Here is a 20,797-nt window from a genome sequence, read left to right as displayed (position 1 = left end):
TTCTATCCTCTCCTTTCTGTCCGTTCGTATTTCGCCCACAGCTCGCGCTTCGACGTCGTAACGGCTGATGCGCCCGCCGCCAGTGCATTCTCGACATCCTCGGCCGTGCGGATCAGTCCGCCCGCGAATACGGGAATATCCGCGCGTTTAAGCACTTCCCCGATCATATGGGGAATGACGCCCGGCAGCACTTCTATATAATCCGGCTTCGTGCGTTCAAGCAAAACATAGCTTTTCTCCAGCGCGATCGTATCGAGCAGGAACAATCGCTGGATCGCGATTAATCCGTTCTGCTTCGTCTTCTGGATGACGCTCGCTCTCGTGGAGATGACGCCGGCCGGTCTTATGATTTGGCACAAATATTCCGCGGCCGCCTCGTCGTTTTTGAGCCCGCTGATCAGATCGGCGTGAAGAAGCAGCTTCTTGCCGTGCGCCCTTGCCATATCCGCAAGCGTCTGAAGCGAAGCGACATGGCTGTCAAGCAGCACGACATATTCGAAAGACGTGCCCATCAGCTTCTCGAAATCCTTGATTTTGCGAGCGGCCGGCAGAATGGATTGACGGAACGTCGTCATGGTAACCCCCCAATATGCGCAAAAGAACACAACAATCCTATTGACGAATAGGTGCCGTGTTCTCCGAATCTCCACACAATATTAACTTGTAACGAATATAAAGGGATTATGGGCGCTTGTCAAGGGCTAGGACCCCGTCGAGCGGTAATGCCGGACCCCGAACCTCCAGATCAGGAGGCATGGCACGAGAAACAACGCTCCCCCGAGCGTAAAGAGCATCGGCAGCAGCTCGCTGCCCTCCCTCTTGTCAAGCAGGTACATGAGCGGCAAATAGCTGACGCAGCCGAACGGGATGATGAAGGTGAAAAAACGCGTCACCCATTTCTCATAGATGTTAAGCGGATACTGCGCCATCTCCCGCCCTCCGTCCGTGAACACATTCGCCACCTCGAGAGCCTGAATCGTCCAGAAGCAGAACGTCGCGGCCAGAATGAAGATGCCGGTAAAAATAAACACGCCGTTCGCGATCATGAGAGCTAGCGTCAGCAGCTTCGGGAAGGTCCATACCGCCGGCAAATTGGCGAGCGACCAGACCAGCACGAACGAGCTTTGGAGCAGGCGTCCGATCCTCGTAAACTCGAACTTGGAGCCGAGCACTTGCAGCGCCGTGCTTCTCGGCCTGACGAGCAGCCGGTCGAAGTCGCCTCTGCCCACGAGCGAAGAGAACGCGTCGAAGCCCCGGGCGAAGCATTCGCTGAGCGAGAAGGACAGATGAATGACGGCGAAGCAGAGCGCCACCTCGAAGAAGCTCCAGCCCTGCAGCTGCCCGAACCGGTCGAACATGAGGTACAAGCCGCCGAATACCATGAACGGGATAAAAAACTGCCCGACGCTCATCAGCCAGAACGAAGCGCGGTACTGCATTTGTGACTTCAAGTGGATGTTTAAATATTTGAAATAAAGTCGCATGTTTCGGTTACCCTCCTTGAACCACGACGGCTCGCAGCGCCCTGCGCATCAGCCATTGTCCGGCGATGACGAGGATAGCCAGCCATAGCAGTTGAATCGCGATGCCCCACGCCGCCTCCGTTACCGGAATATGTCCGGAATAGACGCGGAACGGGAAGTCCGCCGTCCATCGGAACGGCAGCGCGTATGCGATGCTCTGCAGCCACTGCGGCATGAGAGGCACCGGGATGACCATGCCCGCCAGAAATTCGCCCGCGACCGAAATCATCAGAATGGAGCCGATCGGGGACATCGTCCAGAACACCGAGATGTAAATGAGCATGGAGATGGACACGATGACGAGCAAACCGAGCAGCAGCGTGACCAGGAAGAGAAAGAAAGAAGCCCAAGACGGGGGCGCGCTCATCCGATAAGGCTCGGGGAGCAGGAACGTAATGAACAGAATCGGAAAGCAGCGTAGAACCGCGCTTGCCACCCGCTGGGCCATCAGCTTGGAATACCAATGCGGATACAAGCCCATCGGCCTGCACAGCTCGTAGGCGATATTGCCGCTCGTTATGAGGTCGAACAGCTCCTGGTCGCGGAACCATAACATAATGAAGGAAAGGAACACCTGCTGCAGCCATACATATGTAATCAAGTCCTGCAAGGAAATGGGCTCGCCGCCCGAGCTGCCGGAGTAGAATGCCGCGAAGATCATAATGAAGACGAAACCGAAGAAAAGCTGAGTGGCCATGCCCGCGAGCGCCGCCGCCCTGTACTGCATGCCATTGACGAACCGGAGCCGCCAAATCGAGACGTAGGCCTTCATATTTGATGCTCCTCGTACAGCTCGACGATCATCTCGTCGAGGTCCTTGGACGTAACCGCGATATCGACGATCTCGACCTTCTCGGACAATCGCGACACGATATCCGCCAGCACGATCTGCTCCGTATCGAAGCTGTACACGGCCCGCTCCTGCGTCCAGTCCATGAGCGTCGCGCCTTGAATATCGATCGGACCGGAATCCCCCCGGTAATCGACCGTGACCGTCCTGCCGGTTCCGAATCGGCCGCGAAGCTCCTCGAGCGAGCCGTCGTAGAGCAGAGCCCCTTTGCCGATCATGAGCAGGCGGCTGGCCAGTGCTTCGATATCGCTCATGTCATGCGTCGTCAGAATGACGGTGACGCCCTGCTCCTTGTTCAGCGTCTTGATGAAGTTCCGGACCGCCAGCTTGCTGACGGCGTCGAGTCCGATCGTCGGCTCGTCGAGGAACAGGAGCTTCGGACTATGCAGCAACGATGCCGCGATTTCGCAGCGCATCCGCTGCCCAAGACTCAATTGTCTGACCGGCATTTGCAAGATTTTCTCGAGATCGAGCATGTCGGTGAGCATCGCTACGTTTTGCTTGTACTTGGCATCCGGAATTTTGTAAATATCCCTCAGCAGCTCGAACGAGTCGAGCACCGGCACATCCCACCATAGCTGAGACCTCTGCCCGAACACGACGCCGATGTGCCTCACGTAGTCCGTCCGGTCCTTCCACGGCGTATAGCCCATCACGGAGCAGCTGCCGCCGTCCGGCACCAGAATGCCGCTCATGATTTTGATCGTGGTCGATTTTCCCGCGCCGTTCGGCCCGATGTACCCGACGATCTCGCCTTCGCCGATGGAGAACGAAATATCCTTCAGCGCCTCCACTACCGTGTGTTTTCGGACGAACAACGCTTTGGCCGCTTCCTTAAGCCCGGCCGTTCTTGTCGCCACCTTGAAGCTTTTCCCGATTCCTTCCAGCCGAATCCAATCCTTGTTCCGACTCATTTGCTATAAGTCCTCCTGTACGAATTCCGCCCGTTTCGCAGCGTGCAGAGCGCGAACCTCCGACCTCTTACCGTACTTTGCTAAAAATAGCGGGAAAAAGAATATACACGATTTGGAAGGAAAAGTATAGCGTTTTTTATAAAACAAGAGACAGCCCGCATGGGGCTGCCTCTTGAGAAGAATTCTTTACATACGCCGTTCGAAAGGTCACTCCGTCGGACATTGAGTAGAATTGTCCGCGAAGCAAACCGGCTGGCTAGCGATCATTCGAGCCGATACGCCGGACACGGCAGTTCCGAGCGTCAAACAAACAACCAGAATGGCTAACACGGCGGCTTTACCTTTTTTCATCATAATCACGCTCCTCAATGAATCTATACTAAGATTATAAGGAGCCGAACGTTCCCCGGTAAGGATGAAATTTTTTCACCCCTCAACAGGTTACTTGCCAAGCGTCACGTTAAACAGCTGATCCACCGACACGATCTGCTCCTCCGTATCCGTATACGTCAGGCGTACCGTATCCCCTTCTTTCATGAAGGGGGCGTAAATAATAGCCTGCGGGTTCGCCATGAACACTTTGTCGCTTCCCTCGAGAAGGATTTGAATCAGCGTAATGTTCTCCACGGTCATTTCGCCGAGGCGCAGCACCTTGCCGGTTATCTCCTTCTTGTCGGCGGCATCGGTAGGCGCGTCGTTCGTGCTGTTCTTGCTAGCGGCCATGCGTACCTTGTAGCTGTTGAACGCGTTCTGCTTCGTGTCGCCGTAAGCGACGATTTGCGTATTCCGCGCGTTCACGATGGCGATTTTCCTTAAGACCCCCTTGGTGTCGATAACCGGGATATACCAAGCTTCCTCGCCGTAAATGTTGTACAGAATGGAGTTCGTCCCCGTCCAAGCATCCTTGAGGAACGTGTTGTTCACGGCTTCGATCGCGGCCTTGCCGTCGGACATCCCCTTCGTGCCGGTATAATACGTATATTCGCCGGTGCGGCCGTTCATCAGCGTATAACCGACCATGGAATTGGTTCCGCGCGTCGTATGATCCGTGAACCAATACATCTCCTTATCCGGACCGAACAACCCGATTACTTCTTCGTCGGTATCCCACTCGGTCACTTGGTAGATATCCTTCTTGCCGAACAGCGTGTTCCACCAGCCATGCTTGTACTTGGCATGCCACTGGTTGTAATCGAAGGCCACTTCCGCGGGAACCGCAAAATCAACGAAATCCGGCAGCTCGTTTAGGCCGTATTTGGTCATTTCCCCCGTCACGGCGTCTACGATAATCGCGCCGTCCAGCTCGAAGCCGCCCCGGAAATTCCGGTAATGACCGTACGATACGATCCAATACGGCTTCTCGTTCTCGTCGGGCTCGAAGCCCGCGAACCGCAATATATCCCTCGGATATTCGCTCCGAACCTTCCGCATCAGGTCATGGCCGAAAAAAGCGGAAGGCGAATAAACGAAGCTATCCTGGTCGACGAATGTCGCCGGTCGGTCTTTATCCTCCGCGCTGACCTTAATAAATCCCGGCAGCGACTTGGCATTCCATGATTCGAAGAGCCCCTTGTATTCGATCGGCGCGAGCCAAAATTCCTCGGAGCCGATCTTCTGCCTGGTCAGCTCGCCAAGCTGGTAATACGAAGCTTTCGGAATGCCGCCGATGAGCTTATCCGCCACGTAGCCCGCCGTTTCCTTCGGAACGGTGGGAATATGCTGAATATCGGTTGCCGCGATTTTGTCGGACGTTTCCTTCGCCTCCACGATCCGGTACAGCTCATCCTTGACGAACAGCGGGTAGAGGAGGGCGAGAGCGATCCATCCGGCCAACACGATAGCCGCAACGCCAAAGCCGAGCCTTACGCCAGCGGCAGGGCCACCAGCCTTCTTACTCTCGTCCTTCGGACGGTTCTTGCCGGTCCGACCCGCTCTTCCCGTCATCATGACGGCCAGATCCGCCGCAAGAACAAGCGGATAGATGAAGCCCAGCTGCATGATGACCGCGCTGACCGTCTCGTCCATGAGCTGCAAGTAACCGACGATGACGCCGCCGTAGACGAAAGCAAAGACCAGCTTGACGATCTGCCAGACGATATGCCGCTTCGACCAGAATGTAGGCGTCAGCAGCAGCGAGGCGGCAGAGAATACAAGAAACCAGAATAACATACCATATCCCTCCAGGAGCTAGTTTTACCTGTTCTGAAGCATCTGTTAGGAGTATAACGTATAGTCCGCCGAAAGGTTCCATACGAAATAAACCCAGCGGCGCTTTATGCCGCTGGGTTTTGCTTTGCCCGTCTATCGAACCAGCCAACCGCCGTCTACGGCAAGAATATGGCCGTTCATGTAATCCGAAGCCGCGGACGCGAGGAATACCGCCGGACCAATCAGGTCCTCGGAAGTCCCCCAGCGTCCAGCCGGGATACGCTGCAGAATCTGCGTGCTGCGAACCGGATCCTCGCGAAGCGCTTCGGTGTTGTCCGTGCTCATGTAACCCGGAGCGATTGCGTTCACCTGCAGTCCTTTGGACGCCCACTCGCTTGCCAGCGCCTTCGTCAAGCCGGCAACGGCATGCTTGCTGGACGTGTAGCCCGGCACGTTAATGCCGCCTTGGAAGCTAAGCATGGACGCGATGTTGATGATTTTGCCGTAGCCTTGCTCGATCATATGCCGTCCCGCCAGTTGGCTTAGCACGTAGACGGAATTGAGATTCACGTCCAGCACGTCCTGCCAATCCTCGTAGCTGTGATCGGCTGCCGGCGTGCGGCGGATAATGCCCGCGTTGTTGACGAGGATATCGAGCCCGCCCAATCCTTCGATCGTCTTCTGCACGATCGCCGGAAGCTGGGCGCGGTCGCCAACATCCGCCTGAATCGTAATCGCCTTGCGGCCCATCGCTTCGATGCGGGCCGCCGTCTTGTCCGCAGGCGTGCGGTTCGTGACAAGCGCGACGTCCGCGCCCGCTTCCGCCAAGCCGAGGGCGATCGCTTCGCCGAGCCCGCGTCCCGCTCCCGTTACGATGGCGCGTTTGCCCGCGAGGTCAAATAGTCCCATGTCTACACCTTCCCCTTGCCGCGCCTGCCGCCCTTCGGCAGCGGCGCTTTCATGATTCGCAGCCCCGTGGCCGCGTATTTATTCTCAACCTCGGGCGAAATGCCTTCGTCCGTAATAATGCTGAACGTTTCGTCTAATGTGCCGTACGTAATAAGCGCGCCCTTATCGAACTTGCTATGATCGGAGAGAATGTACACCTGCTTGGCGTTGTCCATGTACAGCCGCTTCAGCTTGGCGAGCTCCTCCGTGAAGATCGTCAGCCCGTATTCCAAATGAATGCCGGTCGTCGACAGGAACAGCTTGTGCACATTGAGCCGGTTGATCCATTCCTGCGATTCCCCGCCGATCAATAAGTTATTGTGGCGGTAACCGCCCGGCACCACCAGGCGGATCGCGTCCTTCATCGTCAGCTCGCGAATGATCAGCAGATCGTTCGTCAGCACCGTCAGCGGCATGTTCGGCAGCAGCTTGGCCAGCTCGAGAGTGGAGCTGCCGGCATCGAGCGCGATGATGTCGTTCGGCTCGATGCACGTGAGCGCGAGCTCCGCGATCGCTGCCTTCTCCTGCTGATGCTTCGCGTTCGGTATCTGCAGAGGGAGCAAGCTGTCCTCGCCCCCCTGCTCCAATACCGCGCCGCCATGCGTCCGCCTCAGCAGTCCTTTCTCCTCGAGCTTCTCCAGATCTTCACGAACCGTCTTCTCGGTGACCTGGAACTGCTCGCTCAGCTCCGAAACCTTGACGGCGCCATTCTGCTCGAGCTTCTCTAAAATATACCGGTGTCTCTCGGCCGCCAGCATCCGGCGTCCCCCCTCCACGAAATCTTCATGGAGCCATTCTACTTCAGTTCGCTGGCCTTCACAACATCCATATCCGTGAACGTGTAGTTCTCGCCGGCCATCGACCAGCAGAACGTGTAGTTGCTCGTGCCCACGCCGGAGTGGATCGACCATGGCGGCGAGATGATCGCTTGCTCGTTCGCGACGACCAGATGTCTCGTCTCCGAAGGCTCGCCCATCATATGGAAGACGCGCGTCTCGTCGGCCATGTCGAAGTACAGATAAGCTTCCATGCGGCGGTCATGAACGTGCGAAGGCATCGTGTTCCATACGCTTCCCGCCTGCAGGCTCGTTACGCCAAGCATCAGCTGGCAGCTTTGGATGCCGTCGGCGTGAATGTATTTGTACAGGACGCGCTCGTTCGACGTCTCTTGGGCGCCCAGATGCGTCGGATTCGCTTCTTCTCTCGTCATCTTGCGGGTCGGCAGCTCGGCATGAGCTAGCGCGGAGCAGAAATACAGCTTCGCCGGGTTCGCGGAATCCTTGCTCGCAAGCTTTACTTCGCGTTTGCCTTTGCCAACGTACAGCACGTCGAGCTTATCCAGCTCGTAAGCTTCGCCGTCAACGGTAATGATCGCCGGACCTCCGATGCTCAGGAAGCCGATCTCGCGGCGCTCGAGGAAATAATCCGTTCTCAGCGTATCGGCCGCTTCCAGCGCCAGCTCTTCCTTGACCGGCTGTGCGCCGCCTACGACCATGCGGTCATAATGCGTGTATACCATCTTGATTTGGCCTTCTTCGAATAGCGTAGGAATCAGAAATTCCTGGCGCAGGCGAGCCGTATCGTATTGTTTGACATCCGTTGGGTTAGTCGTGTGACGTACTTCCATAATGAATAGCCTCCTTATTATTGAGAGAAATGTCTTTCCGTATGAGTTCGTTTGTTTATGTTCGATTACACTATACCACACATTTTCGAACTTAAAAAGAACAAAACGAAACAAACTTGCTAGACGCCCCGCCCTATACTACAATTTCGGAAGTAATGCTTCCCATGAAAGGGGCTTTCCAGCTTATGTCCATCCGGCTCCGCCTGCTGTTCTCCTTTGCATCCGTCGTCATCGTCTCCATCGTCCTGTTCCTGGCGGCGGCCTACTTGCTGTCAGTCGCCGTAACCGGCGATGCTCGCAGCTTCGGCAGCTTCTACCGCATTCACTATGCGATCCACCCTCTGTCCGAAGAAGAAGAAAACATCTTTCTGGAGCTAAAATATTTGGCCAAACACGATCCCGAGCGGCTGCTGGACGAGAACCTCCTTCAGGATTTCGATCTTCAGCTGAAAATGGTTCAGTCCGGTCTGATCGTCAGACGGAACGACAACATCGTCTATGCAACTCCCACTCTCCGAGAGGAGGCCGCCTTCGGGGATATGCCGGCTTACGAAATGGGGAACTACTCGATCCGCAATACGATGAATCTCGGCAGCCGTTTTTTCTCTTACGCCAAGTTCGACTTCTACTTCTCGGAGTCAGGCCGCGAGAACGAGAAGGGGAGCGTATTCGTCCTTCGCGAGCGAAGTCCTTTCGCCCAGCTCGTGCGAACGCTCCTGCCGATCCTTATCGCGGTATTCCTTGTCATCCTGCTCCTGACGGGGCTGCTTCTGTACCGGTATGTCACCCGAACGATCGTGAAGCCGCTCGACCGTCTTAGACGGTCGGCCGAAGGGATCAAGGAAGGCGATCTCTCCATCAAGCTGGAACCCTCATCGAACGACGAAGTCGGCCAGCTGGTCATGAGCTTCGAGGACATGCGCGGCAAGCTCGAGCAATCGGTTCAGCTGCAGCTCCGCTACGAAGAGAACCGCAAGCAGCTGCTGTCCAATATTTCGCATGACCTCCGCACGCCGATTACGACGATCAAAGGATATGCAGAGGGTATCCGGGACGGCTTGACCGATACGAAAGAGAAGCTCGACCGCTACGTCGGCGCCATCCATACGAGAGCGTCGGATTTGGAGAAGCTCGTAGGCGAGCTGCTTTATTATTCGAAGCTGGATATGAACAAGGAGCCCTATTCGTTCGAGCAAGTCGAGCTGTATGGTTTCCTGCACGCGGCCGTCGGCGAAATGGCGATCGAGCTCGAGCAGCTCGGGGTGAAGGTGCATTGGGAAGAGCGGTCCTCGGCCCCCGCTTACGCCATGGCAGACCGGGAGAAGCTAAGACGGGTCGTGTCCAATCTGCTGGGCAATTGCTTGAAGTACATGCCGAGAACGCAAGACGAGAAACGGATCGACATCGGCTTAACCGAAGAGCCGGACGGCTTCTTCGCCGTTCGGATCAGCGACAACGGTCACGGCATTCCGGACGAGGCGCTGCCGCATATATTCGAACGCTTCTACCGCGCGGAACCGTCCAGAAGCATGGCGGCCGGCGGCAGCGGCCTCGGGCTCGCCATCGCCAAGCAAATCATCGAAGGGCATGGCGGCGCGATCCGGGCGGAAAGCTCGGTTAGCCAAGGCACGACGATTTGTTTTACGCTCCAATCATTCGAAGACCATCGGCAGAGGCAGGTAGGTAACGAACCATGAAACGAATTCTTATCATCGAAGACGATCCCTATATCGCGGAGCTGGAGCGCGACTACTTCCAGCTGCACGACTACGATGCGAAAATATGCCTTGACGGAGGCGAAGGACTTCAAGAGGAGCTTGGCGGCGAATACGACCTCGTCATCGTCGACTTGCAGCTGCCTGGCGTAGACGGCTTCGAGTTATGCAAGCGAATCCGCGAGAAGCTGGATCTGCCGATCCTCATCGTCTCCGCCAAGAAAGAAGAAATCGATAAAATCCGGGGCTTCGGACTCGGAGCGGACGATTTCGTGACCAAGCCGTTCAGCCCGAACGAGCTCGTCGCCAGGGCGAAGGCCCACTTATCCCGCTACGAACGGTATATGGGCGGAAGGAAGACGGAGACCGAGCTGCTGAACATCCGAGAGCTGTCCATCTCCAAATCGGCGAGGCGCGTCTATGTCCGCGGCCAAGAGATATCGTTGACCGCCAAGGAATTCGACGTCCTCCTCTTCCTGGCCGCCCATCCTAATCGCGTGTTCAGCAAGGAAGAGCTGTTCGAACGGAATTGGGGCATGGATTCGAACGGCGACATCGCGACGGTAACCGTGCATATCTCCCGGATTCGCGAGAAGATCGAAGCGGATCCGTCGAATCCGCAGTTCATTGAAACGGTGTGGGGCGCCGGTTACCGTTTTTCCGTCTGACCGAGCTTTCAGGATTGTTTGCAGTCTGTTTAGAAAATGTTTATATTCTCTTATCTCCTCCTTTAGAGTCGTAGCCTATCATAGGTTTCAGGAACAACGACAAACCGTGAGAGGAAGATGAACATGAACAGAACGAAGCGGAGAATGCAGACGGCGGCGCTCGCCGCGTTGATCGGCGGAGGAGCTCTGCTGCCATTCCAGGCGCAAGCGGCATCGCTGGCTCCGGTCGCGAACATCGAGGCATCGGCGGCGACCAATAGAAGCGTGCAGTACGGGGAAGCGGTTAATCGCCTCATCGGGCAAGGCGTGCTGCAGGGCTATGAAGACGGACAGATTCGTCCGGACAAACCCGTGAAGAACGCGGAATTGCTGAAAATGGTGCTGCTCGCTCTAGACTTGGAAGCGGACGGCGAAGAAGGCGCGCAATGGTACGATCGTTATGTCGCCGCGGCCGCGCGGCACGGACTCATCGCCGAATCGGACAAGCTGGCCCCGAATGCCGCGGCCAACAGCGCGGATATGACGGCCTTCGTCGCCAAAGCGCTGCAGCGCGACGTCAAATCCGTCCGGCATTGGATGGATCAGCTCGCGATCGACGGCAGGACGGTCACGCGCGGGGACGCGGCGATGCTGCTCGTCCATTCGCAAGCGGCCATCCGTTCGGCGGATGCCAAGATCGTTTCGGTGAAAGCGCTGAATAACATTACGCTGGAAGTTACATTCGACTCTCCGATGACGATAGAGGATGAAACGACGGCGGCCGCTAACGAGAATTTCGCCTTCGACGGAGGCTTGAGACTTGTGAATCAACCGCGTCTGAAGACGGGAGCAATCGCCACTTATATTGTGCCGGTCGTGACGATGACGGAGCAGAACTATAAGCTGAGCTACAAAGGCGCGGAGCAGCTCGACGTGGCGTCAAGCAGCGAGAAGCTTCAATTAAACGAAGCCCGCCAAGTAACCGCCGACACGTTCGAGGTGGACTCCTTCCGTGCTGACGGCGTCATCGATTACGGCTACTTGATCTCCGCATACTCGGGTGGCAGAGGCGCGAACGCGGTCGTCTTGGGCGAAGACAACACGCTGGATGGCAAGCCGATGCAAATCATTTCGTCCCTCGCTTCCAGACAGGCTGTCCTGACGCCTGAGGGAGGCCAGCCGATTACGGTCTCCTATGTCGGCTTTACGCAATCGACCGACGGCAAGCAAGAGCCGAAATTCCGCCTGCCGCAAGGCCAGACCCTTCAGCCCGGCGTCAAATATACGGTTTCGGCCGATTGGTTCGAGGCGAGAAGCGCCAGCTTCGTAGCGGCAGCCGTCGATCCGCTCGTCATCGCGGCGGCGGAGGCCGTGAACGAAACCACGTTGAACGTATCGCTAAGCGCCGACCCGGGCGACGAGCTATTCGCTTACCGCTCCGTCAAGCTGGAAGGCTCGGACGGCACCAGCTTAACGGCCCAATACAAAGTCCAGACCCGCAAAGGCGAAACGGGCGTATTCGAAATTCAAAACGGCGGCAAGCTGCTGACCGGAGTCACATATAAGCTCCTTCCGGCCGGAGCTTGGGCGACGTCCCCGGAAATAACGATCTCTTTATAGGCACAATCCCTCCATCCTCGGCTTACTATGAGGATGGAGGGATTTTTTTGTTCGTGATCCTTCTAAGAAATTTCATCATTCGTTTATTGAATATAAATTCGTATTGTTGTATATTTATACAGTATTATACGAATTGATCGGAGGGATCCGTTGTGAGTTTTCCTGTTTCTACCGGTGACACCGCGCTCGAAATCGAGCAATCCGCTTCCAATAGAACGGCCGAGCTGCTGAACGCGGCCAAAAAACATATCCTCTTCACCGCCAATCGTCCCGACATCGTCATGGCGAGCGGCGAAGGCATGATGCTCTACGACACCGAAGGCCAAGCCTACCTCGACTTTATCGGCGGCTGGGCGGTGAACAGCCTCGGCCATTCGCCCGCAGCGCTTCGAGACGCGCTCGCGAAGCAAGCCGCCACGCTCGTGCATGCGAGCCCCGGCTTCTACAACGAACCGCAGGCGGAATTCGCAGAGCTGCTCTGCAGCGTCAGCGGCATGGATAAAGCATTCTTTACCAGCACGGGCGCGGAAGCGAACGAAAGCGCGGTGAAGCTGGCGCGCAAGCACGGCGCGCTTCATCTGGACGGCGCCTACGAAATCATTACGCTGAAGAACGGCTTCCACGGCCGCACGCTTGCCATGATGTCCGCAACCGGCAAAGCGCACTGGGAGCCGCTGTTCGCTCCTAAGGTTAACGGCTTCATGCACGTGCCGATCAACGATCTCGACGCTTGCTTCGCCGCGGTAACGAACAATACCTGCGCCATTATGGTGGAGCTCGTTCAAGGAGAAGGCGGCGTTCATGAACTAAGCGAGGCTTATCTGTACGGTCTTCGCAAAATATGCGATATGTACGGCATTCTGCTCATCTTCGACGAAGTGCAGACCGGCCTCGGCCGGACTGGCAAGCTGTTCGCGTTCCAGCATTACGGCATCCAGCCCGATATTCTGACGCTCGGCAAAGGGATCGGCGCCGGCTTCCCGCTCTCCGCCATGCTGACCAAGGAGAAATACGACCTGTTCCAGCCCGGAGACCAAGGCGGCACGTATACGGGGCAGCCGCTCGGCATGGCGGCCGGTCTTGCGGTGCTGCGAGAGCTGCTGGGGCGCGACCTGACGGCAAGCGCCGATGTTCAAGGCCGCTATTTGAAGAGCAAGCTGGAGGAGCTTGCGGAAGAGCTTCCGGTCGCGAACATCCGCGGCAAAGGCTTGCTGCTTGCCTTCGACGTGCCGGAAGGTCTTGCGCCTAAGCTTTCGGCGGCGTGCATGGCCGAAGGCCTTCTCGTGAACGCTCCGAACGCGACGACGATTCGCCTCATGCCGGCTCTGATCGTCGAGCAAGGGCATATCGATGAAATGGCCGCCATTTTCGGCCGCGTTTTCCGCAATATTTTAAAGCATGTTGGATAAGCCGCTCCGCATACGTTATGGAGAATTGTAACGCGTGTGCGGCAGGAGGGCTTGCGCTTGTTGAAACGACGACGGATGGCCGCTAGAGGGGAAGCCTTCGCGGTTTATATCATACCTGCGTGGAAGTGGAAGGAATTTATCGCTTTCGAACTAATCGGAGGAACCGCCTTTTACCTCATCGGCAAAATCATGACGCATTCCGAATGGTTCAGCGTCGCGATTAACATGGCGGGACCGCAGATGCTGAAATATACGTTTGCGGCTTTTCGCCCTTAAGAAAACGCCTGCCCGGAATAATCGATTCCCGGGCAGGCGTTTTCTCCTTCTGGCCATGACTTGCCAAATTAGTCCATTATCTTCGACGTCCAGCAGACCGAAGCTTGCAGAAGACTCCGGAATGTCCCGTCCGCCAGTCCGTCCTCGCGATGCGCCGGCGTCAGGCAGCATACCCGGCCGGCTCCGCTCGCGTGTCGCCAGCCCGCGATCGAGCTGCCGTCGACGGATTCCGACCGCAGGAATACATCCGTCTCGGCCTCGCGGCACTCCACGAAGTAATGCTCATCCATCAGCTCGAAAGCTTCCGCGGCCAGTCCAGGGCTGCCCGCCGGCGTGTAACGGACAAGCTGATGCTCGGATGGGTGGGACAGGAAGTATCCTTTCAGCATCGCCGCATATTCGCCTTCCTCAGGATAGGATGCGAGACCCGAATGCCAAGCCAGCCATCCGCCACCGCCTTCTACGTAACGGACGATGTCCGCCGCATGCTTCCCGGTCATCCATACCTTGTCATGCATGCGTTCCGGATCCGTCCGATTCTCCGCGAACAACACGGCGGCTGCCGGCTTCTCCCTTAATCCGGCCACGAACTCCTCCGTATCGCCGGCAAACCGAAGCTCGACGCTCCCGTCCGCGATCGATACGGCTAAAGCCCCTTCAAGCGCGGCTTTCGCCCATTCCGCTTTATGATAGAAATCTCCCACATATGCCCATATAAGGTGTTTGCCCATTGTTCCACCCTTCCTTTGTCCACGTCCTCTACAACTCCATCGGGTTCCCAATACGATCGATAAACCAAGCTCCGCCCGGCGGCGTAAGCTTCCGCTCCGTCAAATCCATGATGCTGCGGGCCGCTTCGGCCGCGTCGCCGGTCGCCTGCTGCCCGCCCATGTCCGTCCGGATCCAGCCGGGATGAACCGCGTACACGACGCAGCCTGTCTTCGCGAGGTCCGAACGGAGCTGCGCCGTGAACATATTCAGGGCGGCCTTCGTCAACGCATACGAATAATCGCCCGCGTACGCTCTCGCCATGCTCCCCGATTCCGAGCTGATATTGAGAACGGCCTGCTGACTGCCTTTGCGCAATAACGGCAGGAAATGCTTCATTACCATCATCGGCCCGTACAAATTCGTCCGAACCGACTGCTCGACCTGACGCATATCGAGCTCTTCCAGCTTCTCCCCCCGCCCGAGCAGGATCGCCGCGTTATTGATAACCGCATCCAGCGCGCCGGTCTTCTCCCGGACGAACGCGCTCGCTTCCTCGATGCTGTGTTCATCCGTCACGTCGAGAAGAAGCGGAATGACCTTCTCCGGAAATTGCTTCAGCAAGGCCGCCAGCTTCTCTGGGACCTTCGACGTATCCCGAACGCCCGCCCATACACGATGTCCCCTCTTAACCGCCTCGGCCGTCAGCTCGTAACCTAATCCGCGACCTGCGCCCGTTATCAATAATTCCATCATGACGCCTCCTGTTGATTCCTGTTTATTTATCGTTCTCGAGCAGCTCGAGCATGACCTTAAGCGGCTCGAACGAGTCCATGTACGCGTATCTTCCGCCCGTGTATTCGCCCTTCTGCACCAGCTTCATCCCTTGGCCCTCCATGAGAGCGATCTTCTCCTTCATGCCTTCGATGACGAGCGCGATATGATGGACGCCTTCGCCATGCTTGTCCAAATGCTCTCTCCACGTGCTGGGCTGATGATCCGGCTCGATAAGCTCCAGCTGCAGGGAACCCATATCGAAAAATGCCAGCTTCGCGCGCGCCTCCGTCGATTCTCCCCTTAACTGCGTCTGCGCTTTATCCGCTGTGTCCGTCCAGAACCATGCCGGTTTGTCGATCCCGAAGAAGTCCGCGTAAGCGGCGGATACCTTCTCGATATCGTGCACCAATAACCCGATTTGCGTAATCGTCTTCGTTCCGAGCAGTCCTTTGTCCATGTTCGTCAGCCAGCTCCCTCTAATCGAATGTATCGAATATGATCCAGCGCCCTTATACTAGCACTGCCCCATGGTTCCGCGCAAACGGATCCATGGGGCACCGCCTTCCTATTATCCTTCTATCCGCAGCGCGTCGCGCTGGGCAATAAGCGACAGCTCCGCGGCTTTGAACGCATGCTCCTGCGTCATCGCGTGTTCCGTGCCGTTCAGGCAATCCAGTATCAATTGTCCGAAGAACGGGAAACCGACCTTGCCTTGCAGCCTCATATGCTGCTCGCCGACACCGTTAACCAAATACAACTGGTCGCCTTCCCGTTCCCGGGCGATGTCGATGTATTTGCGAAGCTCGATATAGCCTTCCGTCCCCATAATCAGCATACGGCCGTCGCCCCAGGTGCCAAGACCGTTTGGGGTCAGCCAGTCGACCCGCAGGTAACCCGTCGCGCCGTTCTCGCCAACCAGCGTCATATCGCCGAAGTCTTCCAGCTCCGGATAATCCTTGTTCGCGTAGTTCGCCACCTTGCTGCTCAGCACCTTGGCATCCTTATTCCCCGTAAAATAAAGAAACTGCTCTACCTGATGGGAAGCGATGTCGCATAGAATGCCGCCGTACTTGTCCTTCTCGAAAAACCAGGAAGGACGCGACGGCGCGTTGAGGCGATGCGGACCGAGGCCGAGCACCTGGACAACCCGTCCGATGGCGCCCGCCTGAATCAGCTCGCCCGCGCGCACGGCGCTCTCCACATGCAGCCGCTCGCTGTAATACACGGCGTACTTCTTGCCGGTCTCGGCTGCCGCGGCTCTGGCTTCCTCCAGCTGCTCCAGCGTCGTGAACGGCGCCTTATCCGTAAAATAATGCTTGCCGCTCCGCATGACCTGAACGCCAAGCGGTCCGCGCAAGGACGGGATGGCGGCCGCTGCCACCAGCTGCACCTCCGGATCTTCCAGAATCTGTTCCGGAGAGGCAGCGGCGCTAACGCCCGGATATTTGCCGACGAAGGCTTCAACCTTCGCCGGATCGGCGTCGTACACCCACTTCAGCTCGGCTCCCGCCTCGATCAGGCCGTTGCACATGCCGTAGATATGACCGTGATCCAGGTTCATCGCGGCGATCACGAACCCGCCCGGTTCCACGACGCGGCGAGATTGCCCTTCCGGCGCGTAATTCATACCGTCCGCTTTGCTCATGCCGTTACCTCGTCTTCCTTGCGGTACGAGGAATTGGCGATTCTCTCCTGAAGCTTCTCGTAATAAAGCTCCTCGTCGATCGGAAGCTCGACCCAATCGTCATTCCAAGTCGATAGGAGCATCGCGTTGGATAACATCAAGCCTTTGATGCCTTCTTCTCCCGGCGCAATCAGCTGCTCGCCGTGAAGGATAGCGTTGACCCAGTTTTGCGTGATGCCTTTGTGATCGGGATTCGTCCCATGCACGGGGATTTCGCATTTCCAGCATTCGGGCTGACCGAAGCCGCCTTTGTACGTTGCGTTGAATTCGCGCTCGGACACGCGGTTTCGCCAGAACGTCAGCTTGTTGTCCTCGATGACCACCTTGCCGTTGTCGCCGCTGATCTCGAGACGGTTCGTGCCGGGCGCTTCTCCGGTCGTCGTGACGAATACGCCGGTCGCTCCGTTCTCGTACTCCACGAACGCCGTGACATCGTCTTCCACCTCGATGTTCCGGTGTTTGCCGAAGTAGCAGAAGGCTCGGACGCGCTTAGGCATCATGCTGATCGTCCATTGCCATAGATCCAGCTGATGCGGGTCTTGGTTGAGCAGCACGCCGCCGCCTTCGCCCGCCCAAGTCGCGCGCCAAGTCCCGGAATCGTAGTAGCTTTGGGACCGATACCAATTCGTGATGATCCAGTTCGTTCTCCTGATCTCGCCCAGCTCCCCGCTGTCGACAAGATCCTTCAGCTTCTGGTAGAGCGGGTTCGTCCGCTGATTGTACATCATGCTGAACTTAACATCCGTGCGCGCCGCCGCCTCGTTCATCTCGCGCACCTGCTTCGTGTAGACGCCGGCCGGCTTCTCGACCAGCACGTGCAGCCCTCTCTCGAAGCATGCAATCGCAAGCTCCGGATGCGAATAGTGAGGCGTCGCGATCAATACGCCGTCCACGAGACCGGAATCCATCAGCTCATACGGATCGGAGTACAAGGCAACGCCTTCCCCCGCGTTCTCCTTCGCCCAATCCAGGCCGGCCGGCGCGCTGTCGCTGACCGCCGTCAGCTTGACGCCCTTCACCTCGCCCTTCTTCAAATATCCGATATGTCCTTTTCCCATATTGCCTAGTCCGATAATGCCGAGCCGAACGATATTCATCCATCTCTCCCTCTCGTGAAGAATGTAGGTTCCCACTTCATAGCTGTATCGTAGCATGTCTGCCGCCCCTCGCGCTTCTTTCGCATTAGCCGAAATCACCTTTTATTTGACTCTGGTTGGTGTATAATGAGGGTACAAACGAGGGGGGAACCGCATGAATGCGAACCATCAGTTCAAAGCTCCTTTTACAATAGGGACGGCAAGCAGCTACCGCGATTATTTCCCGTACCATACGCATTCCCATTACGAGATCTATTATTTCCGCGGCGGCAAGGCCAACTATTTGATCAATGACCGCATTTACGTGCTTGAACCCGGCGATTTGCTCCTCATGCACGGGATGACCCTGCACAAGGCGCATGCCGATCCGGAGGTAGCCTACCACAGAACAATCGTGCATTTCGATCCGCATTACTTCCAACAGCAAATCCAGCCCGCATACTGCGACGATCTGCTGGCACCGTTCCGCATGCTGCACAATGTGCGGCTTCAGCTGCGCGGCGAAGAGCAGCAAGAGATCGAATCATCCCTGTCCAAAATGGAAGCGCTGTATAATAAACAATCGCCGATAGCGCTGCAGAGATTCCATGCCTTGTTCCTCGATCTGATGCTTCAGATCCGGGAGCTCTGCGAGCAGCCTCTCCAGGCGATGCCCGCATTCCCTTCCTCCAAGGAGCGCCATGTGCAATCGGTTATCTCGGACCTGGAGGCTCATTACAGCGAAGACATTACGCTGGAGCACCTGCAAAGCCGGCTTCATCTTAGCAAATATTATTTGGCAAAGACATTTAAGGAAATTACCGGCATGACCATCTTTCAATTTCTGATGCACCGCCGGATTTACGAAGCGAAGCTTCAACTCATTCAAACAACCAAAAGCATAACCGATATCGGCTACGAGTCCGGGTTCAAGCATCCCTCGCACTTCAGCCGCGCGTTCAAGGAGCACACGGAGCTGACTCCCGAGCAATACCGCAAGCGTCATCAGCTTGGACAGCCCGGTCGTCATTCGGCAAAGGAAGCGTAATCTCGACGATCGTCCCACGTACCTCTCCCCTGCGGATATGCAGCGTGCCTTGATGCGTCTCGATAATTCGGGTACTGACCATGAGCCCGAGCCCCGTTCCCTTTTCTTTGGTCGTGACGAACGGCTCCCCGAGTCTGCGGATAATCTCCTCCGGCATGCCGGGGCCTTCGTCCTGGATGCTAATTTGCAATTGCGGACCTGCGATATAAGCGGCCTCCCTAACCTGAATCGTCACGCGGCCTCCATCAGGCATCGCTTCGATCGCGTTTTTGATGATGTTCAGCAATACCTGCTTGAGCTGGTTTTCGTTGCAATAGACGGCTGGCAGCCCCTCCTGGATCCGGCACTCGATTTCGACGTTCAGCAGCGTGGCCTGCGTCTCCAGCACGGATAATACGCTTTGCAGTATTCCTCCGAACTCCAGATGTCGGAACGGCGTCCAATGCGGCTTGGCCAGCGTCATGAACTCGTTAACGATCAGATTGATCCGGTCCAGCTCTCCAGCCATAATATCGAAGTAAGCGGAGTCGTCTTTATACTTCGCGCGCAGCAATTGCGTAAAGCCTTTCAGCGCCGTCAGAGGATTGCGAATTTCGTGAGCAACGCCTGCAGCCAGCTGGCCGATAACGGACAGCTTCTCCGACCGGAGCATTCGTTCCTCCGATCGCTTGCGCTCCGTCAAATCCCGGATGATGCTCAGGACCACGCTTTTGCCCATATAATGATCAATCCGGATATTCGATCCCTCTACCTCCAGAATCCGGTCTTCGGCCAATACCACCCGTGCCTCCCGGAAAAAAGCCGGCTCGTCCATCGCGTAAGTCCGGTTTAATGCATTCCTCACTCTATCCCGATCATCCTCATGTATGTATTCGTAAATATTCCGTCCGATGAGATGCGTTTCATCCGGCGCTCCAATCAATTCCAATGCGTACCGGTTGACGTAGAGAAGCTCCCCCTCGTATGTAATGAATAGCGGCTCCGGAATATAGCGAAGCATGCGTTGGTACAGCTTGGCGTTCTGCAGAAGAATTTGCTCCTTCTCGCGCTTCTGCGTCACTTCTTGGATCGTTCCGAGGAGCGCCTCTCCGCCGTTAAACACGATGGGAGTGAAATTCCCCTCCAATTGCAGCAACCCGCCATCCTTCCGTTTTCCCTTAATCTTGAATAGAAACTGCTTCCGGTCGGTCAGGGATGTTGAACGTTTCGGATGCTCCTGTACATAAAGATCCTTTTCGTAGACGAAATCGGTAAGCTTCATCCCTCTCAGCTCTTCCTGGCGATAGCCGAACATACTCAGCAAATAAGGATTGGCGTACACGATTTCATCATTCTGCTCGACAAATACGCCGGCTACGACGTTTTCCATCAATGACTTGTAGAGAACATCCTTTTCCGTTAACGTCTCCTCGACGCGAATCCATGGCGACATGTCCCGGATGATGAGCTGTACCGAACGCTTGCCGTCATACACGATCGGTATGGAACGTACCTCGGCCGTAATCAATTGCCCATCCAGACGAATGATCTTTCTGTAGGTAGGCTGGGAGGCTTTGCCGTATTCGATAAATTTTCTGATCTTGTCACTGGTCACCATGTCTAGATAATCCTCATGGACGAAATCGAGCAGCGGTCTTCCTTCCACTTCCATGCGGTCTGAAGCCCCAAGCAATTTTAGAGCTGCTTCGTTGGCAAATAGGATTTGATGGTCCGAATAGACGACTACGCCATCCGGCAAGCAATGTACGAGACTTTCGTATCTTTCTCTGCTTTCGCGCAACAATTGCTCTTGAACCGTCTCATTCATTTCATATCCTCCCAAAGTGC

The 20,797-nt window shown here is 56.4% G+C and carries 21 protein-coding genes; 6 read left to right on the top strand and 15 right to left on the bottom strand.

The window, feature by feature from the left end:
* Window positions 1–2 precede the first annotated feature (2 nt).
* The 9 genes from NQZ67_RS00875 to kduI all read right to left on the bottom strand — a co-directional run bounded on the left by NQZ67_RS00875 (window position 3) and on the right by kduI (window position 8,010).
* On the bottom strand, window positions 3–575 hold the full coding sequence (locus NQZ67_RS00875; protein ID WP_257441924.1) for a glycerol-3-phosphate responsive antiterminator: 573 nt from the start codon (window positions 573–575) through the stop codon (window positions 3–5).
* Window positions 576–701: 126 nt separating this feature from the next.
* A complete protein-coding gene (locus NQZ67_RS00870) occupies window positions 702–1,484 on the bottom strand; it encodes an ABC transporter permease (RefSeq protein WP_257441922.1) in 783 nt (260 codons plus the stop codon).
* Between the two features lie 7 nt (window positions 1,485–1,491).
* A complete protein-coding gene (locus tag NQZ67_RS00865) occupies window positions 1,492–2,295 on the bottom strand; it encodes an ABC transporter permease (protein ID WP_257441920.1) in 804 nt (267 codons plus the stop codon).
* Window positions 2,292–3,287 carry an ABC transporter ATP-binding protein gene (locus tag NQZ67_RS00860; protein ID WP_257441912.1) on the bottom strand — a complete coding sequence of 332 codons (996 nt, stop codon included), beginning with the start codon at window positions 3,285–3,287 and terminating at the stop codon, window positions 2,292–2,294. The genes NQZ67_RS00865 and NQZ67_RS00860 overlap by 4 nt, the downstream gene beginning before the upstream one ends.
* Window positions 3,288–3,494: 207 nt before the next feature.
* Window positions 3,495–3,641 (bottom strand): hypothetical protein, encoded by a 147-nt coding sequence (locus NQZ67_RS00855; protein ID WP_257441911.1) that lies wholly within the window; start codon window positions 3,639–3,641, stop codon window positions 3,495–3,497.
* Between the two features lie 87 nt (window positions 3,642–3,728).
* Complete coding sequence (locus NQZ67_RS00850) at window positions 3,729–5,456, bottom strand: hypothetical protein (RefSeq protein WP_257441909.1); 1,728 nt, start codon at window positions 5,454–5,456, stop codon at window positions 3,729–3,731.
* Between the two features lie 132 nt (window positions 5,457–5,588).
* A complete protein-coding gene (kduD, locus tag NQZ67_RS00845) occupies window positions 5,589–6,344 on the bottom strand; it encodes a 2-dehydro-3-deoxy-D-gluconate 5-dehydrogenase KduD (RefSeq protein WP_257441907.1) in 756 nt (251 codons plus the stop codon).
* 2 nt (window positions 6,345–6,346) lie between these two features.
* The gene (locus NQZ67_RS00840) at window positions 6,347–7,141 is read right to left on the bottom strand and encodes a DeoR/GlpR family DNA-binding transcription regulator (RefSeq protein ID WP_257441905.1); all 795 of its coding nucleotides are present in this window, start codon (window positions 7,139–7,141) and stop codon (window positions 6,347–6,349) included.
* Between the two features lie 38 nt (window positions 7,142–7,179).
* Window positions 7,180–8,010: a 5-dehydro-4-deoxy-D-glucuronate isomerase gene (kduI, locus tag NQZ67_RS00835; RefSeq protein ID WP_257441903.1), complete on the bottom strand. Its 831-nt coding sequence runs from the start codon at window positions 8,008–8,010 to the stop codon at window positions 7,180–7,182.
* Between the two features lie 185 nt (window positions 8,011–8,195).
* Between kduI and NQZ67_RS00830 the strand changes: the two genes are divergently transcribed.
* The 5 genes from NQZ67_RS00830 to NQZ67_RS00810 all read left to right on the top strand — a co-directional run bounded on the left by NQZ67_RS00830 (window position 8,196) and on the right by NQZ67_RS00810 (window position 13,677).
* Complete coding sequence (locus NQZ67_RS00830; RefSeq protein WP_257441901.1) at window positions 8,196–9,707, top strand: sensor histidine kinase; 1,512 nt, start codon at window positions 8,196–8,198, stop codon at window positions 9,705–9,707.
* Entirely contained in the window at window positions 9,704–10,393 is a 690-nt protein-coding gene (locus tag NQZ67_RS00825; protein WP_257441900.1) for a response regulator transcription factor, read from the top strand. The genes NQZ67_RS00830 and NQZ67_RS00825 overlap by 4 nt, the downstream gene beginning before the upstream one ends.
* Window positions 10,394–10,516: 123 nt before the next feature.
* Window positions 10,517–11,992, top strand: coding sequence for an S-layer homology domain-containing protein (locus tag NQZ67_RS00820; RefSeq protein WP_257441899.1), 1,476 nt, complete (start codon window positions 10,517–10,519; stop codon window positions 11,990–11,992).
* 152 nt (window positions 11,993–12,144) lie between these two features.
* The gene (locus NQZ67_RS00815; RefSeq protein WP_257441897.1) at window positions 12,145–13,401 is read left to right on the top strand and encodes an aspartate aminotransferase family protein; all 1,257 of its coding nucleotides are present in this window, start codon (window positions 12,145–12,147) and stop codon (window positions 13,399–13,401) included.
* 57 nt (window positions 13,402–13,458) lie between these two features.
* Window positions 13,459–13,677, top strand: coding sequence for a hypothetical protein (locus NQZ67_RS00810; protein WP_257441896.1), 219 nt, complete (start codon window positions 13,459–13,461; stop codon window positions 13,675–13,677).
* A gap of 68 nt (window positions 13,678–13,745) precedes the next feature.
* Here NQZ67_RS00810 and NQZ67_RS00805 read toward each other — a convergent pair whose 3' ends face one another.
* From NQZ67_RS00805 to NQZ67_RS00785, 5 genes are all read right to left on the bottom strand, one after another.
* Window positions 13,746–14,408, bottom strand: coding sequence for a ThuA domain-containing protein (locus NQZ67_RS00805; RefSeq protein WP_257441895.1), 663 nt, complete (start codon window positions 14,406–14,408; stop codon window positions 13,746–13,748).
* Window positions 14,409–14,436: 28 nt separating this feature from the next.
* Window positions 14,437–15,138: an SDR family oxidoreductase gene (locus tag NQZ67_RS00800; RefSeq protein WP_257441894.1), complete on the bottom strand. Its 702-nt coding sequence runs from the start codon at window positions 15,136–15,138 to the stop codon at window positions 14,437–14,439.
* Window positions 15,139–15,163: 25 nt separating this feature from the next.
* Window positions 15,164–15,619 (bottom strand): VOC family protein, encoded by a 456-nt coding sequence (locus tag NQZ67_RS00795; protein WP_257441893.1) that lies wholly within the window; start codon window positions 15,617–15,619, stop codon window positions 15,164–15,166.
* A gap of 111 nt (window positions 15,620–15,730) precedes the next feature.
* On the bottom strand, window positions 15,731–16,807 hold the full coding sequence (locus NQZ67_RS00790) for a Gfo/Idh/MocA family protein (RefSeq protein WP_257441891.1): 1,077 nt from the start codon (window positions 16,805–16,807) through the stop codon (window positions 15,731–15,733).
* Window positions 16,804–17,943 (bottom strand): Gfo/Idh/MocA family protein, encoded by a 1,140-nt coding sequence (locus tag NQZ67_RS00785; RefSeq protein WP_257442396.1) that lies wholly within the window; start codon window positions 17,941–17,943, stop codon window positions 16,804–16,806. Before NQZ67_RS00785 ends, NQZ67_RS00790 begins: the two co-directional genes overlap by 4 nt.
* A 154-nt stretch (window positions 17,944–18,097) precedes the next feature.
* Here NQZ67_RS00785 and NQZ67_RS00780 point away from each other — a divergent pair, with 154 nt between their 5' ends.
* Window positions 18,098–18,970 carry a helix-turn-helix transcriptional regulator gene (locus tag NQZ67_RS00780; RefSeq protein ID WP_257441890.1) on the top strand — a complete coding sequence of 291 codons (873 nt, stop codon included), beginning with the start codon at window positions 18,098–18,100 and terminating at the stop codon, window positions 18,968–18,970.
* Here the strand turns inward: NQZ67_RS00780 and NQZ67_RS00775 are convergent.
* Window positions 18,882–20,777 carry a PAS domain-containing sensor histidine kinase gene (locus tag NQZ67_RS00775; RefSeq protein WP_257441889.1) on the bottom strand — a complete coding sequence of 632 codons (1,896 nt, stop codon included), beginning with the start codon at window positions 20,775–20,777 and terminating at the stop codon, window positions 18,882–18,884. The two genes, NQZ67_RS00780 and NQZ67_RS00775, sit on opposite strands and share 89 nt — an antisense overlap.
* Window positions 20,778–20,797: the final 20 nt, after the last annotated feature.

Source organism: Paenibacillus soyae, from assembly GCF_024623455.1.
Classification (GTDB): domain Bacteria; phylum Bacillota; class Bacilli; order Paenibacillales; family Paenibacillaceae; genus Pristimantibacillus; species Pristimantibacillus soyae.
Note: the sequence above shows the minus strand (reverse complement) of the source record. Positions and strands in the feature narration are given on the sequence as shown.